The organism is Mycobacterium sp. 3-98 (assembly GCF_035918355.1).
GTDB classification, from domain to species: Bacteria; Actinomycetota; Actinomycetes; order Mycobacteriales; family Mycobacteriaceae; genus Mycobacterium; species Mycobacterium intracellulare.
This window is the reverse complement of sequence record NZ_CP142360.1, coordinates 313,363-334,185: the sequence shown is the minus strand read 5'-3', so window position 1 is coordinate 334,185 and position 20,823 is coordinate 313,363. Positions and strand designations below refer to the sequence as shown.

Annotated in this window: 17 protein-coding genes; 7 read left to right on the top strand and 10 right to left on the bottom strand. The window is 68.4% G+C overall.

Going from position 1 to position 20,823, the window contains the following annotated elements; genetic code table 11:
• Window positions 1-29: 29 nt before the first annotated feature.
• The gene (eccA2, locus tag QGN30_RS01675) at window positions 30-1,880 is read left to right on the top strand and encodes a type VII secretion system ESX-2 AAA family ATPase EccA2 (RefSeq protein ID WP_170320649.1); all 1,851 of its coding nucleotides are present in this window, start codon (window positions 30-32) and stop codon (window positions 1,878-1,880) included.
• A 9-nt stretch (window positions 1,881-1,889) separates the two neighbouring features.
• Here eccA2 and QGN30_RS01670 read toward each other — a convergent pair whose 3' ends face one another.
• Both QGN30_RS01670 and QGN30_RS01665 read right to left on the bottom strand, forming a co-directional pair.
• Window positions 1,890-2,330: a nitroreductase family deazaflavin-dependent oxidoreductase gene (locus tag QGN30_RS01670; RefSeq protein WP_008262900.1), complete on the bottom strand. Its 441-nt coding sequence runs from the start codon at window positions 2,328-2,330 to the stop codon at window positions 1,890-1,892.
• 1 nt (window position 2,331) lies between these two features.
• Window positions 2,332-3,183: an NAD(P)H-binding protein gene (locus tag QGN30_RS01665; RefSeq protein ID WP_248923330.1), complete on the bottom strand. Its 852-nt coding sequence runs from the start codon at window positions 3,181-3,183 to the stop codon at window positions 2,332-2,334.
• A 110-nt stretch (window positions 3,184-3,293) separates the two neighbouring features.
• On the opposite strand from QGN30_RS01665, the gene sigI reads away from it, so the two are divergent.
• Window positions 3,294-4,172 carry an RNA polymerase sigma factor SigI gene (sigI, locus tag QGN30_RS01660; protein WP_225323712.1) on the top strand — a complete coding sequence of 293 codons (879 nt, stop codon included), beginning with the start codon at window positions 3,294-3,296 and terminating at the stop codon, window positions 4,170-4,172.
• Here the strand turns inward: sigI and QGN30_RS01655 are convergent.
• The gene (locus QGN30_RS01655) at window positions 4,169-5,347 is read right to left on the bottom strand and encodes a MinD/ParA family ATP-binding protein (RefSeq protein ID WP_248923331.1); all 1,179 of its coding nucleotides are present in this window, start codon (window positions 5,345-5,347) and stop codon (window positions 4,169-4,171) included. The genes sigI and QGN30_RS01655 overlap by 4 nt on opposite strands.
• A gap of 624 nt (window positions 5,348-5,971) precedes the next feature.
• Here QGN30_RS01655 and gltB point away from each other — a divergent pair.
• A complete protein-coding gene (gene gltB, locus QGN30_RS01650) occupies window positions 5,972-10,555 on the top strand; it encodes a glutamate synthase large subunit (RefSeq protein WP_008262912.1) in 4,584 nt (1,527 codons plus the stop codon).
• A complete protein-coding gene (locus QGN30_RS01645; RefSeq protein ID WP_008262914.1) occupies window positions 10,548-12,023 on the top strand; it encodes a glutamate synthase subunit beta in 1,476 nt (491 codons plus the stop codon). Before gltB ends, QGN30_RS01645 begins: the two co-directional genes overlap by 8 nt.
• 394 nt (window positions 12,024-12,417) lie before the next feature.
• On the opposite strand, the gene QGN30_RS01640 is transcribed toward QGN30_RS01645, so the two are convergent.
• Window positions 12,418-13,269 (bottom strand): LLM class F420-dependent oxidoreductase, encoded by an 852-nt coding sequence (locus tag QGN30_RS01640; RefSeq protein WP_014383623.1) that lies wholly within the window; start codon window positions 13,267-13,269, stop codon window positions 12,418-12,420.
• Window positions 13,270-13,320: 51 nt separating this feature from the next.
• On the opposite strand from QGN30_RS01640, the gene QGN30_RS01635 reads away from it, so the two are divergent.
• Entirely contained in the window at window positions 13,321-13,761 is a 441-nt protein-coding gene (locus QGN30_RS01635) for a hypothetical protein (protein ID WP_008262917.1), read from the top strand.
• 31 nt (window positions 13,762-13,792) lie between these two features.
• Window positions 13,793-14,800: a PHP domain-containing protein gene (locus tag QGN30_RS01630; RefSeq protein ID WP_014383624.1), complete on the top strand. Its 1,008-nt coding sequence runs from the start codon at window positions 13,793-13,795 to the stop codon at window positions 14,798-14,800.
• A gap of 22 nt (window positions 14,801-14,822) precedes the next feature.
• Here QGN30_RS01630 and QGN30_RS01625 read toward each other — a convergent pair whose 3' ends face one another.
• The 4 genes from QGN30_RS01625 to QGN30_RS01610 all read right to left on the bottom strand — a co-directional run bounded on the left by QGN30_RS01625 (window position 14,823) and on the right by QGN30_RS01610 (window position 18,261).
• Window positions 14,823-15,314: an STAS/SEC14 domain-containing protein gene (locus tag QGN30_RS01625; RefSeq protein ID WP_038534775.1), complete on the bottom strand. Its 492-nt coding sequence runs from the start codon at window positions 15,312-15,314 to the stop codon at window positions 14,823-14,825.
• A gap of 148 nt (window positions 15,315-15,462) precedes the next feature.
• Window positions 15,463-16,218, bottom strand: coding sequence for a YoaK family protein (locus QGN30_RS01620; protein WP_008262924.1), 756 nt, complete (start codon window positions 16,216-16,218; stop codon window positions 15,463-15,465).
• Between the two features lie 159 nt (window positions 16,219-16,377).
• Window positions 16,378-17,592: a DNA polymerase IV gene (gene dinB, locus QGN30_RS01615; RefSeq protein ID WP_248913501.1), complete on the bottom strand. Its 1,215-nt coding sequence runs from the start codon at window positions 17,590-17,592 to the stop codon at window positions 16,378-16,380.
• Window positions 17,593-17,622: 30 nt separating this feature from the next.
• On the bottom strand, window positions 17,623-18,261 hold the full coding sequence (locus QGN30_RS01610) for a TetR/AcrR family transcriptional regulator (protein WP_009955493.1): 639 nt from the start codon (window positions 18,259-18,261) through the stop codon (window positions 17,623-17,625).
• 76 nt (window positions 18,262-18,337) lie between these two features.
• Here QGN30_RS01610 and QGN30_RS01605 point away from each other — a divergent pair, with 76 nt between their 5' ends.
• Entirely contained in the window at window positions 18,338-19,807 is a 1,470-nt protein-coding gene (locus tag QGN30_RS01605; protein WP_064892790.1) for a flavin-containing monooxygenase, read from the top strand.
• Here the strand turns inward: QGN30_RS01605 and rraA are convergent.
• Entirely contained in the window at window positions 19,804-20,289 is a 486-nt protein-coding gene (rraA, locus tag QGN30_RS01600; RefSeq protein WP_009955495.1) for a ribonuclease E activity regulator RraA, read from the bottom strand. The genes QGN30_RS01605 and rraA overlap by 4 nt on opposite strands.
• 25 nt (window positions 20,290-20,314) lie before the next feature.
• Window positions 20,315-20,755 carry an Rv3852 family protein gene (locus QGN30_RS01595; RefSeq protein WP_009955496.1) on the bottom strand — a complete coding sequence of 147 codons (441 nt, stop codon included), beginning with the start codon at window positions 20,753-20,755 and terminating at the stop codon, window positions 20,315-20,317.
• Window positions 20,756-20,823 lie beyond the last annotated feature (68 nt).

Genomic DNA, 20,823 nt, shown 5'->3' with positions numbered 1-20,823 from the left:
CCCCGATGACCACGGTCGCGGCGCTCGCGATGGGGGATGTGATGGGTGATTTACAAACGGCCCGAAGGCATTTCGACCGGGCCATGGGGATCATGGGCCGCCAGGGTCGGGCGGCGGCCCTGCCGGAGTTCGTCGCCGCGACCGACGCCGACGCGTCGATGGCCGATGCGTGGCTGGGGCGCATCGCCTGCGGCGACAGCGACCTGGACTCGTTGCGGCGTCTCTATGCCACCAGCGAATGGCTGCACCGGGAGACCACGCGGATCGGGCAGACGCTGGCCGCGGAGATTCAGCTGGGCCCCTACATCGGCATCACCGTCACCGACGCATCGCAGGTCGGGCTGGCGCTCTCGTCCGCGTTGACGATCGCCGGGGAGTACGCCGAGGCCGACCGGCTGCTGGCCAACCGCGACCTGCTGGACTCCTGGACCAACTACCAGTGGCACCAGCTGGCCCGCACCTTCCTGATGTACCGGACACAACGCTGGCCCGACGTCCTGCTCGCGGCCGCCGAGGAGTTGCCCCCGCAGGCGATCGTGATGTCGGCGGTGACGGCGTCGATCTGCGCGCTGGCCGCGCACGCCGCCGCCCACCTCGGGCAGGGCCGGGTCGCCCTCGACTGGCTGGACCGCGTGGACGTGATCGGGCACACCCAGTCGTCGTCGCGCTTCGACGCCGACGTGCTGACCGCGTCGATCGGCCCGGCCGACATTCCGCTGCTCGTGGCGGATCTGGCGTACGTGCGCGGGATGGTGCACCGCCAGCTGCGTGAGGAGGACAAGGCCCAGATCTGGCTGTCCAAGGCCACCATCAACGGGGTCCTGACCGCGGCGGCCAAAGAAGCGCTGGCCGACCCGAACCTGCACCTGGTGGTCACCGACGAAGAGACCATCGACAGCCGCACCGACCGTTGGGACGCCTCGACGGCCAAGAGCCGCGACGAACTCGACGACGACGCCACCGCCGACCGGCGGGCCGAGCTGCTGGCCGAGGGGCGCAAGCTGCTGGCCAAGCAGGTGGGGCTGGCCGCCGTCAAGCAGGCCGTCGCGGCGCTGGAAGACCAGCTCGAGGTGCGGATGATGCGTCTCGAGCACGGCCTGCCGGTGGAAGGGCAGACCAACCACATGCTGCTGGTCGGTCCGCCGGGTACCGGTAAGACGACCACCGCCGAGGCGCTGGGCAAGATCTACGCGGGCATGGGGATCGTGCGCCACCCCGAGATCCGGGAGGTGCGCCGTTCGGATTTCTGCGGTCACTTCATCGGGGAGTCGGGACCCAAGACCAACGAACTGATCGAAAAGTCGCTCGGCCGAATCATTTTCATGGACGAGTTCTACTCCCTGATCGAGCGCCACCAGGACGGCACGCCCGACATGATCGGCATGGAGGCCGTCAACCAGCTCCTCGTCGCGCTGGAAACGCACCGCTTCGATTTTTGTTTCATCGGCGCGGGCTACGAAGACCAGGTGGACCAATTCCTCACCGTGAACCCGGGTTTGGCCGGCCGGTTCAACCGCAAGCTGCGCTTCGAGTCCTACTCACCGGCGGAGATCGTCGAGATCGCGCACCGTTACGCGACGCCGCGCGCCAGCCTGCTCGACGACGCCGCGCGCGAGAAGTTCCTGGACGCGGCCACGACCATCCGCAACTACACCACTCCCGGTGGGCGCCACGGCATCGACGCCATGCAGAACGGCCGGTTCGCCCGCAATGTCGTCGAACGTGCCGAGGGCTTCCGCGACACCCGGGTGGTCGCGCAAAAGCGGGCGGGCCAACCGGTGACGGTCGAGGACCTGCAGATCATCTCCGCCGACGATATCGAGGCGGCGGTGCGCAGCGTGTGTTCGGACAACCGCGACATGGCCGCCATCGTCTGGTGACCCGGCGCGTCACGCCGGTTCGAAGCGGAAGACGGCGAGTCGGCCCGCCAGGGCTTCGAATTCGTCCGCGGTCCCGTCGCGCACCATCCCGGAACGTTTCGCGAACGCCACGCCGACCGGCACTTTGGCGGGGAACTCCCGCAGCACCGGCCGGGCCTCGCCGGCGGACAGTTCGACGATCCGGACCCGGCGTGAGCGACGGCCGCGGCGCAACGTGCCGGTGCCCGCCGCCCGGGCGTTTGCCGCCCAGTCGGCCCCGGGATAGCCGGCCACCACATAGAGGCCGCCCTGGAAGTCGAACGGCGTCATCGGCGTGCTGCGCGGTTGACCCGTCTTGCGCCCGGGCACGGTGAGCACCATGGCCGGCCCGGTCGGGATGCCCAGTCGTTGCACCGCCATCATGAACTTGTTCATGGGCTTGAGGTAGCGCGGGGGACGCGGTTCGGTCATGTCAGGCTCCGTGGTTCTCGTTGGTGAAGACGTCGCGGTGCTCGGCGACCCAGTGGCCGAACGGAAGGGCCGGGCGGCCGAGGATCTTCTCGACGTCGTGGGTGACCAGCGCGGGCTTGTCGAGCGATTCGGCGAGCATGGCGATGTAGGCGTCGGCGAATCCGGCGCTGAATCCCAAGCCCAGGAAGCGTTGCCGCACAGCGTCTGTGGGAACCTCCAGGTATTGGAGCGGCCGGCCCAGCACGGCGCCGATGACCTGCACCAGCTCCGAGTTGGTGAAAGCCTGTGGGCCCGTCAACGGAATGCGCTGTCCGGCAAGCTCGTCGGTGAGCAACGCGCGCGCCCCTACCGCCGCGATGTCCGTCTCGACGATCGGCGCCGTCGACGCCGCGGCGTACGGCCCCGCGACCACGTCGCCGGCGCGGAGCTGCGCGGACCACATGCCGGCGAAGTTCGACGCGAACACGCTGGGCCGCAGGCTCACCCAGGCCAGCCCGGAGTCGACGGCGAGCCGTTCGACCTCCCTGTTGCGGTCGCCGCGAAATCGGGACGGCTGGCGGGACGAGTCGTCGTCGGCGTTGATCGCCGACAGGGCGACCAGTTTCCCGACGCCGGCGCGCCCGCATTCGGCCACCACTTCTTCGAGCTGCCCGCGCAGCGCGCGGGAGTTCAGAAAGACCGCCGACGCGCCCGGCAGCGCCTCGGTGGCCGAAGCGAACACCTCGACCTCGGGGGGAAATCCGGCCGGCCCCGGCTGTCGGGTGATCGCGCGCACGCGCGCGCCTGCGGCAAGCAGGTCCGCGACGAGCGGGCGCCCGACGTTACCGGTCGCACCGGTGACGACGATTGTCATGGGACGGTTCCTTTCGTGGATTTGTGCACTGCTGCAAGGACGGGGCAAAAGGTGGGAAAGTTACACGACAGAACCTGTAACTTTTCGGGGCGGCGGATCGTCGAAGAGTCATGAACCAGTCGCAGTCAACGGGCGACCAGGTCGCCGAGGCCTGGCGCCGTCACCGCCCGTATCTGGTCAACCTGGCCTACCAGATGCTGGGCGACATCGGCGACGCGGAAGACGTTGCGCAGGAGGCATTCCTGCGGCTCTCACGCGCCGAGGTCGGCGACATCGAGGATGTCCGGGGCTGGCTCACCGTAGTCGCGAGCCGGCTCTGCCTCGACCAGGTGCGCTCCGCGCGCGCCCGTTACGAACGCCCCGGCGACGTCGAGGAGCGGCCGGCACCACGCCGGTCCGACCCGGCCGACCGGATCACCCTCGACGACGAGATCCGCAGCGCGCTGTTGGAGGTCCTGCGGAGGCTCAGCCCCGGTGAGCGGGTGAGCTTCGTGCTGCACGACGTGTTCGGCGTTCCCTTCGACTCGATCGCGGAAACCGTGGGCCGTCCCGTCGGCACCTGCCGCCAGCTGGCGCGGCGGGCGCGGGCCAAATTCGTTGCCGCGCAACCGAATATGAATGACGTGGCGGTGGCCGAGCATCAGCTCGTCACGGAGAAGTTCATCACCGCGTGCGCCAACGGCGATCTCGCCGCGCTGGCCGCCGTCCTGGATCCGACGGTCTGGGGTGTGGGCACGATTCTCGCCGACCCGGCACCGCCACCACAGGTCAACCACGGGCCCGACGCGGTGGCGACCAACCTGCTGCGCTACCTGTGGCCGGACGTGACGCTGGTCGGCGGTCCGGTCGGGGCGCCGGTGTTGCTGGCCTTCAGCGATCGTCGATTGTTCGCCGTTATCGTGCTGACGATCCGCGGCGCGCGCGTGACCAAAATCGAGGCGATCGCCGACCCGTCGGCGCGGGCGGGCAACGCTGCCGAGAACGCCTAGGCCTGTTGGTCTTTCGGCCCGCGCTCGCCCGGGCGGTGGGGGCGCGCCGCGAAATAGCCGGCGATGGTCGCGGTGATCTCGAGGAACTTGCGCCGCGTGGCCGGGGCCATTTCCCGGGCCACGTCGATGACCCCGCCCGGTCGCAGGTGCGGGTCGAACGGCACCTCGATGACCGGCCGCCCGTGATCGGTGAACTCGCGGGCCAGCAACGCCCGGGTGCGTTTGTCCGCGTGGCCATCCGAATCGTTGAGCACCACGATGCTGTGCTGCAGCAGCGTCCTCAGGCCCTGATCCGCCAGCCATTCCATGGTCCGCGCGGCGGCGGACGCGCCGTCGGCCCAGGGCGAGGACACCACGATCAGCGCGTCCAGATCGCGCAGCACCTCCTGGGTCAGCGGCGCGTCCATCGTCGAACCGCAGTCGATGACCGAGATCGTGAAATGGCGATCCAGCCGCAGCGCGGCCTCCCGGTAGATCGCGGGATCGAGCACGCGGCGCGGTCCGGACGCCGGTTCGCCGCCGAGCACGTGCAGGCCCGCGGAATTGCGGCCCAGGCGCGCCACCACATCGTCGAAGGACCGCAGGTTCTTGTCGGCGGTGAGCTCCCAGAACGAGCGCGTCGATCCCGGATCGATGCGGCTGCTGAGGCGCCCGAAGGCGGTGTCGGCGTCGATCGCCACGACGTGGTCTTGCCGGCGGAGTTGGGCGAACAGCGAGCCGACACTGGCGGCCACCGAGGTCTTGCCCACGCCGCCCTTGCCCAGCACGCCGACCTTGTAGTTGCCGTGCAGGCGGGTCTGGATGGTCTCCTCGAATTGAGCCTCCTGCCGCTGGGCCGGGGAAGGGCCCAGGGTGATCAGGCCGAAGGTGGCGATCCGCAGGACGCGTCGCCAACCGCGGTCGGGGAGGTCCTGCGAGGGCGGCGGCGCAGGGGCGGGTTGCTGCGGCGCCACGGCGGGTGGTGGCCGGAAGGACGGGGCGGCGGCGGGAGACGGGGGCGCCGGTGCCCAGCCCTGCGGCGGAGCGGACGGCCGGGGCGGGGCGGGGGCCGGGGCCGGGGCCGGTGGCCGCGGGGCGGCGTGGGGCCCGTGCGCAGGGGGGCCAGGCGGGCGGGCCGCCGCAGTTTTCTGCGCGGGCTGCAGACGGTCCCGCAGGAATTCGTCGCGCTCGTTCATGGGCTCCTCAGGTGCCGGGCGGTCGGTCGTCGCGCCGTGTTACGTGATAAGCGCCACGGTCCGGCGTGCGACGCCGGACGTGACCAATACCGGTCCAGTATCTCCTCACGCGGGCGGCGTGGGAACCCGCAAACCCGGCCCGGTTCGCTGCGGGATCGGCGCGCCGCCGCGATCGCGGCACTGAGCACGTCGATCCCCGGCGTAGGCGCCGTTACCACCGGGACCGCAAAGCGCCAGCAGCAAACTTATCGCGGCCCGTCGATCGAGGCCGCGAGCGCGCGGTGGAAGGCCGGCCGTGGTGGAAATCACCGGCCCGCACCCCGGCACCGCACGAGTGCCGATCAGCGGCAACCGCGAAATTTACGAGGGTGCCCGCCGACGGTTTAGACTTGACGAAGTTGGCATGTCAGGCGGGTATTGTCATATCGTTTTACGACTTGTCGAGACCGGTTCCAGGCCACCGTTCAGAGCTGCACGGACATCCCGAACAGGATCATCTCCGCCTGGGGCACAGCCTATCGAGACAAGACCGAAGGGATATTCGCCCGCAACGTCCGGGGTGCGATCTCATCGGGGCCGCTGGTAACGGCCGCGCAGAACGTTCAGGTGAAGGGTCAGGTGCATATGACGCCCAAGCGCGTCGGGTTATACAACCCCGCGTTCGAGCACGACGCGTGCGGGGTAGCCATGGTCGTCGATATGCACGGCCGCCGCAGCCGCGACATCGTCGATAAGGCAATCACCGCGCTGCTCAACCTCGAACACCGGGGTGCCCAGGGCGCCGAGCCGCGCAGCGGCGACGGTGCCGGCATCATGCTTCAGGTTCCCGATGCCTTCCTGCGCGAAGTCGTGGACTTCGAGTTGCCGCCGGCGGGCAGCTACGCCACCGGCATCGCCTTCCTGCCGCAATCGTCCAAGGACGCCGCGACCGCGTGCGCCGCGGTGGAGAAGATCGCCGAAGCCGAGGGCCTGACCGTGCTGGGCTGGCGCAACGTCCCCACCGACGACTCGTCGCTGGGCGCGCTGTCGCGCGACGCGATGCCCACCTTCCGGCAGGTGTTCATGGCGGGGGCGTCCGGTATGACGCTGGAGCGCCGGGCCTACGTGGTGCGCAAGCGCGCCGAGCACGAACTGGGCACCAAGGGCCCGGGCCAAGACGGCCCCGGCCGCGAAACCGTTTACTTCCCGAGCCTTTCGGGTCAGACCCTGGTCTACAAGGGCATGCTGACCACCCCGCAGCTCAAGGCGTTTTACCTTGACCTGCAAGACAATCGGTTGACCAGCGCCCTGGGAATCGTGCACTCGCGGTTCTCCACCAACACTTTTCCGTCGTGGCCGCTGGCGCATCCGTTCCGCCGCGTCGCCCACAACGGTGAGATCAACACCGTCACCGGCAACGAGAACTGGATGCGGGCCCGCGAGGCGTTGATCAAGACCGACGTGTTCGGCTCGGAAGCCGACGTCGAGAAGTTGTTCCCGATCTGCACGCCCGGCGCGTCCGACACCGCGCGCTTCGACGAGGCGCTCGAGCTGCTGCACCTCGGCGGGCGCAGCCTGGCCCACGCCGTGCTGATGATGATTCCCGAGGCGTGGGAGCGCAACGAGTCGATGGACCCCGCGCGCCGCGCGTTCTACCGCTACCACGCCTCGCTGATGGAGCCGTGGGACGGGCCGGCGTCGATCACCTTCACCGACGGCACGATCATCGGCGCGGTGCTCGACCGTAATGGCTTGCGCCCCTCGCGGATCTGGGTCACCGAAGACGGTTTGGTGGTGATGGCGTCCGAGGCCGGCGTGCTGGACCTGGACCCGGCCAAGGTGGTGCGTCGGATGCGGCTGCAGCCCGGCCGCATGTTCCTGGTGGACACCGCGCAGGGCCGCATCGTCTCCGACGAGGAGATCAAAGCGGAGCTGGCCGCCGAGCACCCATACCAGGAGTGGCTGGACAAGAACCTGGTCCCCCTCGACGACCTGCCGCAGGGCCACTACAAGCGGATGCCGCATGACCGACTGGTCAAGCGCCAGCAGACATTTGGCTACACCTACGAGGAACTCAACCTGTTGGTGGCGCCGATGGTGCGCAGCGGCGCCGAGCCGATCGGGTCGATGGGCACCGACACCCCGGTCGCGGTGCTCTCCCAGCGGCCCCGGATGCTCTACGACTACTTCCAGCAGCTGTTCGCGCAGGTGACCAACCCGCCGCTGGACGCCATCCGTGAGGAGGTGGTGACCAGCCTGCAGGGCACCACCGGCGGCGAGCGTGACCTGCTCACCCCGACCGAGCTCTCGTGTCACCAGATCGCGCTGCCGCAGCCGATCCTGCGCAACCGGGAGCTGGCGAAGCTGATCAACCTCAACCCGGACGACGAGGTCAACGGACGCCCGCATGGCATGCGTTCCAAGGTGATTCGCTGCCTTTACCCGGTGGCCGAAGGTGGCGCCGGGCTGGCCGCCGCCCTCGAGGACGTGCGCGCGCAGGCATCGGCGGCGATCGCCGACGGCGCGCGGGTGATCATCCTGTCCGACCGCGAATCCGACGAACGGATGGCGCCCATTCCGTCGCTGCTCGCGGTGGCGGGGGTGCACCACCACCTGGTGCGCGACCGGACACGCACCCACGTGGGTCTGGTGGTGGAGACCGGTGACGCCCGCGAGGTGCACCACATGGCGGCGCTGGTCAGCTTCGGCGCCGCGGCGATCAACCCGTACCTGGCGTTCGAGTCGATCGAGGACATGCTCGACCGGGGCGTGATCGAGGGCATCGACCGCAAGACGGCGCTGAACAACTACATCAAGGCGGCCGGCAAGGGTGTGCTGAAAGTGATGTCCAAGATGGGCATTTCGACGCTCGCCTCCTACACCGGTGCGCAGTTGTTCCAGGCGGTCGGCATCTCCGAGGATGTGCTCAACGAATACTTCACCGGGTTGAGCTGTCCCATCGGCGGGATCACCCTGGACGACATCGCCGCCGACGTCGCCGCCCGCCACGCCCTGGCCTACCTGGACCGGCCGGGCGAACGCGCCCACCGCGAGCTCGAGGTGGGCGGGGAATACCAGTGGCGCCGCGAGGGCGAGTACCACCTGTTCAACCCCGAGACCGTCTTCAAGCTGCAGCACGCCACGCGCACCGGCCAGTACAAGGTGTTCAAGGACTACACCCGCCTGGTCGACGACCAGAGCGAGCGCATGGCGTCCCTGCGCGGCCTGCTCAAGTTCCGCGCCGGTGTGCGGGAACCGATCCCGCTCGAAGAGGTCGAGCCCGCAAGCGAAATCGTCAAACGCTTCTCCACCGGGGCGATGAGCTACGGCTCGATCTCGGCGGAGGCCCACGAGACGCTGGCCATCGCGATGAACCGGCTGGGCGGCCGGTCCAACAGCGGCGAGGGCGGCGAGGACGTCAAGCGCTTCGACCGCGACCCCGACGGGGCCTGGCGGCGCAGCGCGATCAAACAGGTCGCCTCGGGCCGGTTCGGTGTCACCTCGCACTACCTGACGAACTGCACCGACATCCAGATCAAGATGGCCCAGGGCGCGAAACCCGGTGAGGGAGGCCAGCTTCCGGGGCACAAGGTGTACCCGTGGGTGGCCGAAGTCCGCCACTCCACCCCCGGCGTCGGCCTGATCTCACCGCCGCCGCACCACGACATCTACTCCATCGAGGACCTGGCACAGCTGATCCACGACCTGAAGAACGCCAACCCGGCGGCGCGCGTGCACGTCAAGCTGGTCTCCGAGAACGGCGTCGGCACGGTGGCGGCGGGCGTGTCCAAGGCCCACGCCGACGTGGTCCTGATCTCCGGGCACGACGGCGGCACCGGCGCGACGCCGATGACCTCGATGAAGCACGCCGGGGCGCCGTGGGAGCTGGGGCTGGCCGAGACGCAGCAGACGTTGCTGCTCAACGGGTTACGCGACCGGATCGTGGTCCAGGTCGACGGCCAGCTCAAGACGGGTCGCGACGTGATGATCGCGGCGCTGCTCGGCGCCGAGGAATTTGGCTTCGCCACCGCGCCGCTGGTGGTGTCCGGCTGCATCATGATGCGGGTCTGCCACCTCGACACCTGCCCCGTCGGGGTGGCCACCCAGAACCCGGTGCTGCGCGAACGTTTCACCGGCAAGCCCGAGTTCGTCGAGAACTTCTTCATGTTCATCGCCGAAGAGGTCCGCGAATACATGGCGCAGTTGGGATTCCGCACCCTCAACGAGGCGATCGGGCAGGTCAAGGCGCTCGACACCACGTTGGCGCGCGCCCACTGGAAGGCGCACCGGCTCGACCTGGACCCGGTCCTGCACGAGCCGGAATCGGCGTTTATGAACCAGGACCTGTACTGCACCTCGCGTCAGGACCACGGCCTGGACAAGGCGCTCGACCAGCAGTTGATCGTGATGAGCCGCGAGGCACTGGATTCCGGTACGCCGGTGCGTTTCTCGACCACGATCAGCAACGTCAACCGCACGGTGGGCACCATGCTCGGCCACGAGGTCACCAAAGCCTATGGCGGTCAAGGGTTGCCGGACGGGACCATCGACATCACCTTCGACGGCTCGGCGGGCAACAGCTTCGGCGCGTTCGTGCCGCGCGGCATCACCCTGCGCGTCTACGGCGACGCCAACGACTACGTCGGCAAGGGTCTGTCCGGTGGCCGGATCGTGGTTCGGCCGTCGGACGACGCCCCGCAGGACTACGTGGCCGAGGACAACATCATCGGCGGCAACGTGATCCTGTTCGGCGCGACCAGCGGTGAGGCGTACCTGCGCGGTGTCGTCGGCGAGCGGTTCGCGGTCCGCAACTCCGGGGCGCACGCCGTCGTCGAGGGTGTCGGGGACCACGGGTGTGAATACATGACCGGCGGCAAGGTCGTCGTCCTCGGTCGCACCGGCCGCAACTTCGCGGCCGGCATGTCCGGCGGGGTGGCGTACATCTACGACCCGCACGGCGAATTGCCAGGAAATCTCAACACGGAGATGGTCGAGCTCGAGAGCTTGGATGAGGATGACGACGAGTGGTTGCACGGCATGATCCAGGCACACGTTGATGCCACCGATTCCGCTGTGGGTCAGCGCATTCTGGGTGACTGGCCGGAGGAGCGCCGGCATTTCGCCAAGGTGATGCCGCGCGACTTCAAGCGGGTGCTGCAGGCCATCGCCGATGCGGAACGCGACGGCGCCGATGTCGACAAGGCGATCATGGCGGCCGCCCATGGCTGATCCGAGCGGCTTCCTGAAATACACGCACCGGGAATTGCCGAAGCGCCGGCCGGTCCCGCTGCGGTTGCGCGACTGGCGCGAGGTCTACGAGGATTTCGACAACGAGACCCTGCGCGAGCAGGCGACCCGCTGCATGGACTGCGGTATTCCGTTCTGTCACAACGGTTGTCCGCTGGGCAACCTGATTCCGGAGTGGAATGACCTGGTCCGCAGGGACCAGTGGCAGGCCGCGATCGAACGGCTGCACGCCACCAACAACTTCCCGGACTTCACCGGCCGGCTGTGCCCGGCGCCGTGTGAGCCGGCCTGTGTGCTCGGCATCAACCAGGATCCGGTGACGATCAAGCAGATCGAGCTGGAGATCATCGACAAGGCCTTCGACGAGGGCTGGGTGCGGCCGCTTCCGCCGGAGAAGCTGACCGGGAAAAAGGTCGCCGTGGTCGGTTCCGGACCCGCGGGCCTGGCCGCCGCTCAGCAGCTGACCCGCGCCGGCCACAGCGTCACCGTCTTCGAGCGGGCCGACCGCATCGGCGGCTTGCTGCGCTACGGCATCCCGGAATTCAAGATGGAAAAGCGCGTGCTCGACCGCCGGTTGGACCAGATGCGCGCCGAGGGAACCGAGTTCCGGGCGGGCGTCAACGTCGGGGTCGACATCAGCGCCGAGCAGCTGCGCTCCGACTTCGACGCGGTGGTGCTGGCCGGCGGTGCGACCGCCTGGCGCGATCTGCCCGTTCCCGGCCGGGAATTGGACGGCATCCATCAGGCGATGGAATTCCTGCCCTGGGGCAACCGGCAAGCGTTGGGTGATCTGGGCGAAGGCGAGGTGGACGCCGACGGGCAACCGCCGCTCACCGCCAAAGGCAAGAAGGTCATCATCATCGGCGGCGGTGACACCGGCGCCGACTGCCTGGGCACCGTGCACCGGCAGGGCGCCACCGAGGTGCACCAGTTCGAGATCATGCCGCGCCCACCGGAGACGCGCGCCCCGTCCACCCCGTGGCCGACCTACCCGCTGATGTACCGGGTCTCCGCGGCGCACGAAGAGGGCGGCGAGCGGGTGTTCTCCGTCAACACCGAGCAGTTCGTCGGCCGGGACGGTCGCGTCACGGCGCTCAAGGCGCACGAGGTCACCATGGAGGGCGGCAAGTTCGTCAAGGTCGACGGCTCCGATTTCGAACTCGAGGCCGACCTGGTGTTGCTGGCGATGGGATTCGTCGGGCCCGAGAAGGAGGGCCTGCTCACCGAGCTCGGAGTCAAGCTCACCGAGCGCGGCAACGTCGCGCGCGGCGCCGACTTCGAGACGTCGGTTCCGGGCGTCTTCGTAGCCGGGGACATGGGTCGCGGCCAGTCATTGATCGTTTGGGCGATTGCTGAGGGCCGGGCGGCCGCCGCGGCGGCGGACCGGTTCATGATGGGTTCCACCGCGCTGCCGGCGCCGATCAAGCCCACCGCGGTACCGCTTCAGTAGTAACACCAGTCACACCAGAAACACGCGCTGGTTCGTTCGGCGCGTCTTCCGCAGTTTGCCAGACGGTGGGTGTCTAATAATCCCCTGTGAGCCCGCTCACAGGGGGGTCACACTGTTTCCCGGATGGACGGACCGATTGCAGGAGTGGTTTTTGTGCATATCCACCCAGTACCCCGGACGCGGATGGGGCGAATGGCCTGGTCATGGTTGCGTCACCCGGTAAAAAGTCGCGAGTTCCCCGCCAAGCACGAGCGGTTGGTCACCGCCCAGGATCTACTGCTCTTCGGCGCGTGACCACTCTGCCGCCGCGCCTGCGGGCCCCCGGCGGGTTTGCTCCGCGGCCGGCGGGCGGGATTTTCGCCTGAGCGCCAGGGGCGGGGCCCGAAAATCGGTGCTATCCGTCGAGTAATCCCGAATCGCGGATCGCCTCGGCGAGCGGTTCCAGCACGGCGGGGTCGTGTGGCGGGGGTAGGTAGACGATCCCGAGGTCGAGCCCTTCGGCGGCGAGTCCGGCGGCGTCCGCGACGACCTTCCCGTAGTCGAGGTCCGGCTCGAGGCGCAGGTGCGCCGAGAGGGTGATCTCCTTCGGATCGCGGCCGATGTCCGCGCAGTGTGCGGCGAGGACGTCACGCTTGTGGGCGAAAACGTCGGGCGGGCCGCCGACGAAGTTCCAGTGCTGGGCGTAGCGGGCGGTGATCCGCAGCGTGCGCTTCTCGCCGCTGCCGCCGATGCAGATCGGGGGGTGCGGACGCTGCGGCCCCTTGGGCTCGTTGCGGGCACCCTTGAGCTGATAGAACCTGCCTTGAAAATCGGAGCAGTCCGTGGTCAAAAGGCTGGTCAGCACCTCGCAGGCTTCCTCGAAGCGGTCGAAGCGTTCCTTGATGCTGCCCAGCTCGATGCCGTAGGCGCCGGATTCCTCCTCGTTCCAGCCGGCGCCGATCCCCAGCTCGAGGCGCCCGTTGGAGATGATGTCGAGGGCGGCCGCCATGTTGGCCAGCACCGCGGGGTGGCGGTAGTGGATCCCGGTGACCAGGGTGCCCAGCCGCAATCGCGTGGTGGCCTGTGCCAGCGCCGTCAGCGTCGTCCACCCCTCCAGACAGGGCCCGCTGCTGTCGGAGAAGATCGGGTAGAAGTGGTCGAAGGTCCACCCGGATTCGTAGACGTCGATGTCGTCTGCGGCCTGCCATACGGCCAGCATCTGGGCCCAGGTGGTGTTCTGCGGAGAAGTCTTGAAGGCGAATCGCATGTCAACGACGTTAGTCGGCGTTTATGAAGGGCAACTAAACTCGACCGCGCTATGACTTGCCCTTGTTGCTCCCTGGGAATCGACACCAAGCTCACGCTGCTGGCGGCGGGCCTGATCTTCCTGCTCGCGCTCGTTCTCGGGATCTGGAAATACCGCGGGATGATGACCTCCGAGAATCATCTCGCGCATCCCTACGTCGACATCGCGCATCGCGCGGCGCTGCTGTATTCGTTCGCGACGCTGCTGCTCGCGGTTTTCGTGCAACTGAGCGCCTGGCCGGTGTGGGTGAACCTGACGGCCGCCGGCGTCGTCGTCTTCTTCTTCGTGGCGGCCATCGCCGCCTACATCACCCACGGGGCACGGCGCGACACCGTCAACCAATTCGAAAACGCCGACCGCAGCACCGAATTGGCGATGGCCGCGCTGATCGTCGGGGAAATCGGCGGGTTCGGCGTGCTGCTCGCCGGGTTCGTGGTCGGCCAACTGCTGTAACTCGCCGAGCTCTGGCGGGCACACTGGAGTCATGGATCCGGTAGCGGCCCTGCGGCAGATCGCCTACTACAAGGACCGGAGCCGTCACGACCCGAGACGCGTGATGGCCTACCGCAACGCGGCCGACATCATCGAGGGCCTCGACGACGCGGCGCGCGAACGCCACGGCCAGGCCAACAGCTGGCAATCGCTGCCGGGAATCGGCCCCAAAACCGCCAAGGTCATCGACCAGGCGTGGTCCGGCCGAGAACCCGACCTGCTGGTCGAATTGCGTTCCACCGCAGAAGATCTCGGTGGCGGTGACATTCGTGCCGCGCTGCGCGGCGACCTGCACCTGCACTCCAACTGGTCGGACGGCTCCGCTCCGATCGAGGAGATGATGGCCGCGGCGGCGGCGCTGGGCCACGAATACTGCGCGCTGACCGACCATTCGCCGCGGCTTACCATCGCCAACGGCCTGTCGCCGGAGCGGTTACGCAAGCAGCTCGACGTGATCGACCGGCTGCAGGAGACGTTCGCGCCCATGCGCATCCTCACCGGGATCGAGGTCGACATCCTCGACGACGGCAGCCTGGACCAGGAACCCGAACTGCTGGAACGCCTCGACGTCGTGGTGGCCAGCGTGCACTCCAAGTTGTCGATGGATTCCGCCGCGATGACCCGGCGCATGCTGCGCGCGGTCCAAAACCCGCACGCCGACGTGCTCGGCCACTGCACCGGCCGGCTGGTGTCCGGCAACCGCGGCATCCGGCCGGAATCCAAGTTCGACGCCGAGGCGGTGTTCACGGCGTGCCGCGAGTCAGGCACCGCGGTGGAGATCAACTCCCGGCCGGAGCGGCGCGACCCGCCGACCCGCCTGCTCAACCTGGCGCTGGAGATCGGTTGCGTGTTCAGCATCGACACCGACGCCCACGCCCCGGGCCAGCTGGACTTCCTCGGTTACGGCGCGCAGCGCGCCCTGGACGCGGGCGTTCCCCCCGACCGGATCGTGAACACCTGGCCGGCCGACCGGCTGCTGGAGTGGACCGGGTCGAACTGACCGCGAGCCGGATGTCCCGCGATCAACGACTCCCGTGACCGCCGTTGGTGCCCGCGGAAATGACCAGTCCCGCAAGGCTTCCCACCGCAGCGAGGGTGCCACCGATGAAGGCCTTGGCCATGCCCCGCTTCGACACCTCGGCGCCGCGGGGCAGCGAGGCCAGCCAGGCGACCGCGTCGTCGCGCTCGGCGTTGCCATACACCCGCAGCGGGCACGGCATCCACGCACTGATGCCGCGCGCGGGCGCCCGAATCCACTCGATGTCGCTCACGACAGCACACCCATCGAGCGCGGCCAGGTAGCCCACCCCAAGTCGGGTGTCCGCCCACAATGCGCCCGGCGTGATCCGCTCGAAGCCCGGGCCGAATTGGTAGAGCAGCCGCATCCGTCCCTTCGTTCGGCGCACCCGATCGACCAGCGGCGCAAACACCCGGTCGTAATCCTGCGTCGTCACCGTCCCAACCGCCTCCAGGGCCTGAATTCCCGCGGGCACGCTCGCCAGTTCTTTCAGCACGAGACCCCCATTAATTTGCCTAGTGCAATTATTGCCTAGTGCTAGGATAGGCCCTGCTCCGCGACTGGGTTAGGCACGCGCATGAAAGTCGTATTGTCGGTGCGGGACGGGCCGGCCTCACGGCGGCGGCCCAGTTGTCCGCGGCCGCTCAGACCCGCACCCGTTCGGCGCGCTCGGGAACCGGTGCGGCGCTGCGGACGGTGCCCTGCAGCAGGTTTGCGGCGCCGACGGTCGCGCAGATCGCGGCCGGGATGAGCAGCGCGTAACCCCCCAACTGAGCCCCGAACATGATCCCGGCCACGCCGCCGCCGAGGAATAACACCAGGGTGGCGGCCAGTATCGCCGTTTTCCAGTTCTTGATGCCGTGTATCCGGCTGCGGCCGAGGATCAGCCCGAGGTCGGTGATGGTTCCGGTGAAGTGCGTGGTGCGGATCGCCATCCCGCGAAAGCTCGACGTCATCCCGTTTTGCAGGCCGAGCGCCGCGGCGGCGAACAGCGCCTGCACCGCGGTCTGCTCGACGCCCAGGGCGTTGATCTGTGCCCTGACGACGGTCTCCGCTCCCCCGGCCGCGGCGAGCACGAGCAAGCCTGCCTCGAGGTACAGCACGGCGGCGTGGCGTGGGCCCGCAAGGGCATCGGTGGGTGCGAGGATCGCCCCGGCTATGGCCGCTCCCATCAGGAAGCCCAGAAAGATTGCGCCGAGCACGTGGCCTTCGTACAGCCACGGGTTGGCCGTGTGCATGCCCAGCTGGGTGGTGATCCCGGTCAGATTGCCGACGGGCACCGCCAAGATCAGCAGCGCCACGGCATTGACGAAGCCCGCGGATAAGGCGAGTAACGCGCTGTAACCGAGCAGGAGACCTTCGCGGGGCAGGCCGGTGTCGCGGGATTGGTGCGGCGGCATCGGATTCAGTTGCTCACTTTCGAGGTCGGGTTTACGCCAACCTAACAAGCGGGCCGCCGCACAAGCGGGGTCGCGAGGCTGATTCAAATCAACCTCAAATCATCGAAAAGGCATGTGGCAAAGAGTAATTGAATAATTAGTGAAAACACCGACGACCCGTCAGTCGGGCAGGTGCGGCATCTCGAAGCCCGGATCGCGCCCCAATAGCACCGCGGGCGTGAGCGCCGACTTGCCATAGCGCCGGCGCACCCGGTCGATGGCGGCGTCGATGTCGTCGCCGGCAGCGCGCCGGCTCGATTCGCCGAACGGCAGCATCAGCTGCTGGGCGCCGCTGCGGTCGATGCCCGACACCGCGAACCCGACCAGCGTCAGGCCGCGCTGCGCGATCAGCGGCGCCGCGCCCGCGACCAGGCGCCGCGCGGCGGCCAGGATGGGCGCCGTGGCCGACGTGGCCCACGGCAGGGTGTGCGAGCGCGTGGCCCTGGTGAAGTCGTCGAAGCGCAGCCGCAGCACCACCGTGCGGCCGGTGCGCCCGGCGGCGCGCATGCGGCCGGTGATGCGGTCGATCAAGTTCACCACCACGGCGTCGATCTCGTTGGGCGACATGGCATTACCGGAGCGGCCCAGCGCTCGCTGCGCGCCGACGGAGCGGCGACGAACGCCGGCGGTGACCCGCCGGCGGTCGATGTTGCGCGACAGCGCATAGAGCTGACGACCCATCGCGCCACCGACCATCGAGCCCAGCGCCGACTCGCTGAGCTCGGCGACGTCGGCCACGGTGACGATGCCGTGCGTATGCAGCTTCTCGGCGGTCACCGCGCCCACGCCCCACAGCCGGCGCACCGGCAGCGGCCGCAAAAACGTCAACTCCTGATCGGGGGGCACCAGCAGCAGCCCGTCGGGCTTGGCCTCCTGGCTGGCGACCTTGGCAAGGAACTTGGTCCGGGCGATCCCGACGGTGATCGGCAGCCCGACCCGCTCGCGCACGTCGGCGCGCAACCGCTCGGCGATCGCCACCGGCGTGCCGCTGACCCGGCGCAGCCCACCGACGTCGAGGAAGGCCTCGTCGACCGACAGCGCTTCCACGATCGGGGTGCAATCACGGAACACCTCGAAGACGGCGTCGCTGGCGCGGCTGTAGGCGCTCATCCGCGGCGGCACCACCACGGCGGCCGGGCACAACCGCCGCGCCTGCGCCCCGCCCATGGCCGTGCGCACGCCGTAGGCCTTGGCCTCGTAGCTCGCGGCCAGCACCACGCCGCCGCCGACGATCACCGGGCGTCCGCGCAGGGCCGGGTCGTCGCGCTGTTCGACGGACGCGTAGAAGGAGTCCAGGTCCGCGTGCAGAATGGACGGGTCACACCGCACGAACATATGTTCGCACGGGGCGCCGACAAACCCGTTTCAGCAGGCCTCGCCGTACACGCTGCTGACCCAGATGTGCACCAGCGTGTCGAGCAGTTGCTCGCTGGGCACCGACGGTCGCCCGCCGGCGAACGCGCTGAGCATGACCTTTTCGTTGAGCAGGTTCAGTGCCGCGGACAGGTTGCGCGCCGGCAGTGTCACCGGCGCGGCGCCGCGCGCGCGCTCGGCTTCGATCACGGTGGTGATGTGGTCGACCCATTTCTGCATGAAGCGTGACCACAGCTCGCCGACGTCCTTGTTGGTGCGCGCGGCATCGGCGGCCAGCGACACCGCGCGATGCGTGCCGAAGGTCTCGACAAATACGTTGATCCCGATGCGCCACAACGCTTTCAGGTCGGCGGGCGGGCTGGCGACCAGCGACTCCAGCGCGGAGTCTGCCTCCATGATCACCCGCTCGAACAGGGTGAACAGCACCGCGTCCTTGGACGGGAAATAGAAGTAGAACGTCGGCCGGGACAGCCCGGCCCCCTTGGCGAGGTCGTCGACGGAGATGTCGGCGAGCGGGCGTTCCTGCAGCAACCGTTCGGCGGTGGTCAAGATGGCCAGTTCGCGGTCGTCGCCGGACGGGCGCGCCGAGCGCCTGCCCCGGTGGGTGCGGGCGGAACCGACGGTAGTCACGGCCGCTACTTTACACGGCGTCGAGAGTTTCGACACGGTGTTGACCGATTCAACACCGTGTTGATAGCGTGGCCGTATGACTGAGCACCTTGACGTCCTCATCGTGGGCGCCGGCATCTCCGGTGTGAGCGCGGCCTGGCACCTGCAGGAACGCTGCCCGACCAAGAGCTACGCCATCCTCGAGCGCCGCGCCGACCTCGGCGGCACCTGGGACCTCTTCAAGTACCCGGGCATCCGATCGGACTCGGACATGTTCACCCTCGGCTTCCGGTTCAAGCCCTGGCGTTCGGCGAAGTCGATCGCCGACGGCGCGTCGATCAAGGCCTACATCAGGGAGGCCGCGGTCGAGAACCGGATCGAGCCGCACATCCGCTACAACCACCGGGTGGTGGCCGCCGACTGGTCCGACGTCGACAACCGCTGGACGCTGACGGTCGAGAACGACGGCCGCACCAGCGAGATGACCTGTTCGTTCCTGTTCGCCTGCACCGGCTACTACAACTACGACGAGGGGTTCTCGCCCACCTTCGAAGGCTCCGACGACTTCGTGGGCACCATCGTGCATCCGCAGCACTGGCCGGAGGACCTGGACTACGCGGGCAAGCGGATCGTCGTCATCGGATCCGGCGCGACCGCGATCACCCTGATCCCCGCCCTGGTGAACTCCGGTGCCGGTCACGTCACGATGCTGCAGCGCTCGCCGACCTACATCGGGTCGCTGCCCGGCGTCGACCCCTTCGCCGAGAAGGCCAACCGGCTGCTGCCCGAGCGCCTCGCGCACATGGCCAACCGCTGGAAAGCCATCGCGTTCAGCACTTTCCAGTACCAGCTGTCCCGCAAGGCCCCGGCCTACATGCGCAAGACGTTGATGACGATGGCGCAGCGACGGCTGCCGCAGGGCTACGACGTCGAGAAGCACTTCGGGCCGCGCTACAACGTCTGGGACGAGCGGCTGTGCCTGGCGCCGGACGGCGACTTCTTCCGGACCATCCGGCACGGCAAGGCCGACGTCGTCACCGACACGATCGACCGGTTCACCAAGACCGGCATCAAGCTCACCTCGGGTGAGGAGTTGGCGGCCGACATCATCATCACCGCAACGGGATTGAACATGCAGTTGCTGGGCGGGGTGAAGCCGACCCGCAACGGCGAGGACATCGACCTGACCTCGCTGATGACCTACAAGGGCCTGATGTTCTCCGGCGTGCCGAACTTCGCCATCACCTTCGGCTACACCAACGCGTCCTGGACGCTGAAGGCCGACCTGGTCTCCGAATTCGTCTGCCGACTGCTGAACTACATGGACGCCAAGGGTTTTGACTTCGTGGAGCCGCAGCATCCGGGCAACGACGTGGACGAGCTGCCGTTCATGGACTTCACTCCCGGCTACTTCCGGCGGTCGATGCACCTGCTGCCCAAGTCGGGATCGCGGGCGCCGTGGCGGCTCAAGCAGAACTACTTCTTCGACATGCGCACGATCCGGCGCGGCAAGGTCGACGACGAGGGCTTGAAGTTCGCGAAAAAGCCTGCGCCGGTAGCGGTTTAGGAGTCTGTGGCGACGACGACGATCCCGTCGTCGTCGCTGTAGGCGATCTCGCCGGGCACGAACGTCACACCGCCCAGGGTGATTTCGACATCGCGTTCGCCGGCGCCGGTCTTGGTGCTCTTGCGCGGATTGGTGCCCAGCGCCTTGATGCCGATGTTCATGCCCCGCAACGCGGCGGAGTCCCGCACCGCGCCGTTGATGATGAGCCCGGCCCAGCCGTTGGACCGCGCGAGCTCGGCGATGACGTCGCCCACCAGCGCGGTGTGCAGCGAGCCGGCGCCGTCGATCACCAATATCCCGCCGTCACCGGGCTCCGAGAGCACCGACTTCAGCAGCGCATTGTCCTGAAAGCAGCGCACGGTACTGATCGGGCCGGCGAACTCGGCGCGCCCGCCGAGCTGGCGGAATTGGGTGTCGCAGCTGCGCACGTCGGGGCCGATGCTGTCGACCAGGTCGGCGGTCGGCCGGAATGGCACCGTCACTTCTGACATGTAAACGCCCGCGCCCTCAGCGACGGCGCAGCTGGCGGATGAGCAGGATGGCCAGCAGGCTGACGGCCACGGCGACGATCAGCGGCACCGGGGATTGGCCCACCGCGGGGCCCGGGACGGCGGGAGAGACCGGGTTGTTGGCGGCTTCCACGGTGGACTTCGCCTGTGCGGCAGCGTCTTTGGCGGCGGCCGTGAGGTCGCCATTGGTTTCGGCCCGCTGCTGCACGCCGGCCGGCGGCTCGGGTGGCCCCGGGGGTGCGGGTTCGGCGTTCTTGGCCGGCGCCTTCTTCGCGGGCGCTTTCTTGGCGGGCGCCTTTTTGGCGGGCGCCTTCTTCGCAGGTGCCTTCTTGGCGGGCGCCTTCGCGGTCTTTTTCGCCGCCTTGGCGGGCGGTTTCTTCTCCGGCGGAGTGCCGGCGCCGTCGGGCGCGCTGTTGGTGGGGTCCTGCGGGTCTGCCATGCGGCCGCTCCTTGAGCTTCCTCTGTCGTCGTTTCCCTAGCTCAGGGATCTCGACCCCATCATGCCAG

Coding starts and splice junctions, on each gene's coding strand:
- eccA2 (WP_170320649.1), top strand. CDS start 30: ATGGGGGATGTGATGGGTGATTTACAAACGGCCCGAAGGCATTTCGAC.
- QGN30_RS01670 (WP_008262900.1), bottom strand. CDS start 2,330: ATGACCGAACCGCGTCCCCCGCGCTACCTCAAGCCCATGAACAAGTTC.
- QGN30_RS01665 (WP_248923330.1), bottom strand. CDS start 3,183: ATGACAATCGTCGTCACCGGTGCGACCGGTAACGTCGGGCGCCCGCTC.
- sigI (WP_225323712.1), top strand. CDS start 3,294: ATGAACCAGTCGCAGTCAACGGGCGACCAGGTCGCCGAGGCCTGGCGC.
- QGN30_RS01655 (WP_248923331.1), bottom strand. CDS start 5,347: ATGAACGAGCGCGACGAATTCCTGCGGGACCGTCTGCAGCCCGCGCAG.
- gltB (WP_008262912.1), top strand. CDS start 5,972: ATGACGCCCAAGCGCGTCGGGTTATACAACCCCGCGTTCGAGCACGAC.
- QGN30_RS01645 (WP_008262914.1), top strand. CDS start 10,548: ATGGCTGATCCGAGCGGCTTCCTGAAATACACGCACCGGGAATTGCCG.
- QGN30_RS01640 (WP_014383623.1), bottom strand. CDS start 13,269: ATGCGATTCGCCTTCAAGACTTCTCCGCAGAACACCACCTGGGCCCAG.
- QGN30_RS01635 (WP_008262917.1), top strand. CDS start 13,321: ATGACTTGCCCTTGTTGCTCCCTGGGAATCGACACCAAGCTCACGCTG.
- QGN30_RS01630 (WP_014383624.1), top strand. CDS start 13,793: ATGGATCCGGTAGCGGCCCTGCGGCAGATCGCCTACTACAAGGACCGG.
- QGN30_RS01620 (WP_008262924.1), bottom strand. CDS start 16,218: ATGCCGCCGCACCAATCCCGCGACACCGGCCTGCCCCGCGAAGGTCTC.
- dinB (WP_248913501.1), bottom strand. CDS start 17,592: ATGTTCGTGCGGTGTGACCCGTCCATTCTGCACGCGGACCTGGACTCC.
- QGN30_RS01605 (WP_064892790.1), top strand. CDS start 18,338: ATGACTGAGCACCTTGACGTCCTCATCGTGGGCGCCGGCATCTCCGGT.
- QGN30_RS01595 (WP_009955496.1), bottom strand. CDS start 20,755: ATGGCAGACCCGCAGGACCCCACCAACAGCGCGCCCGACGGCGCCGGC.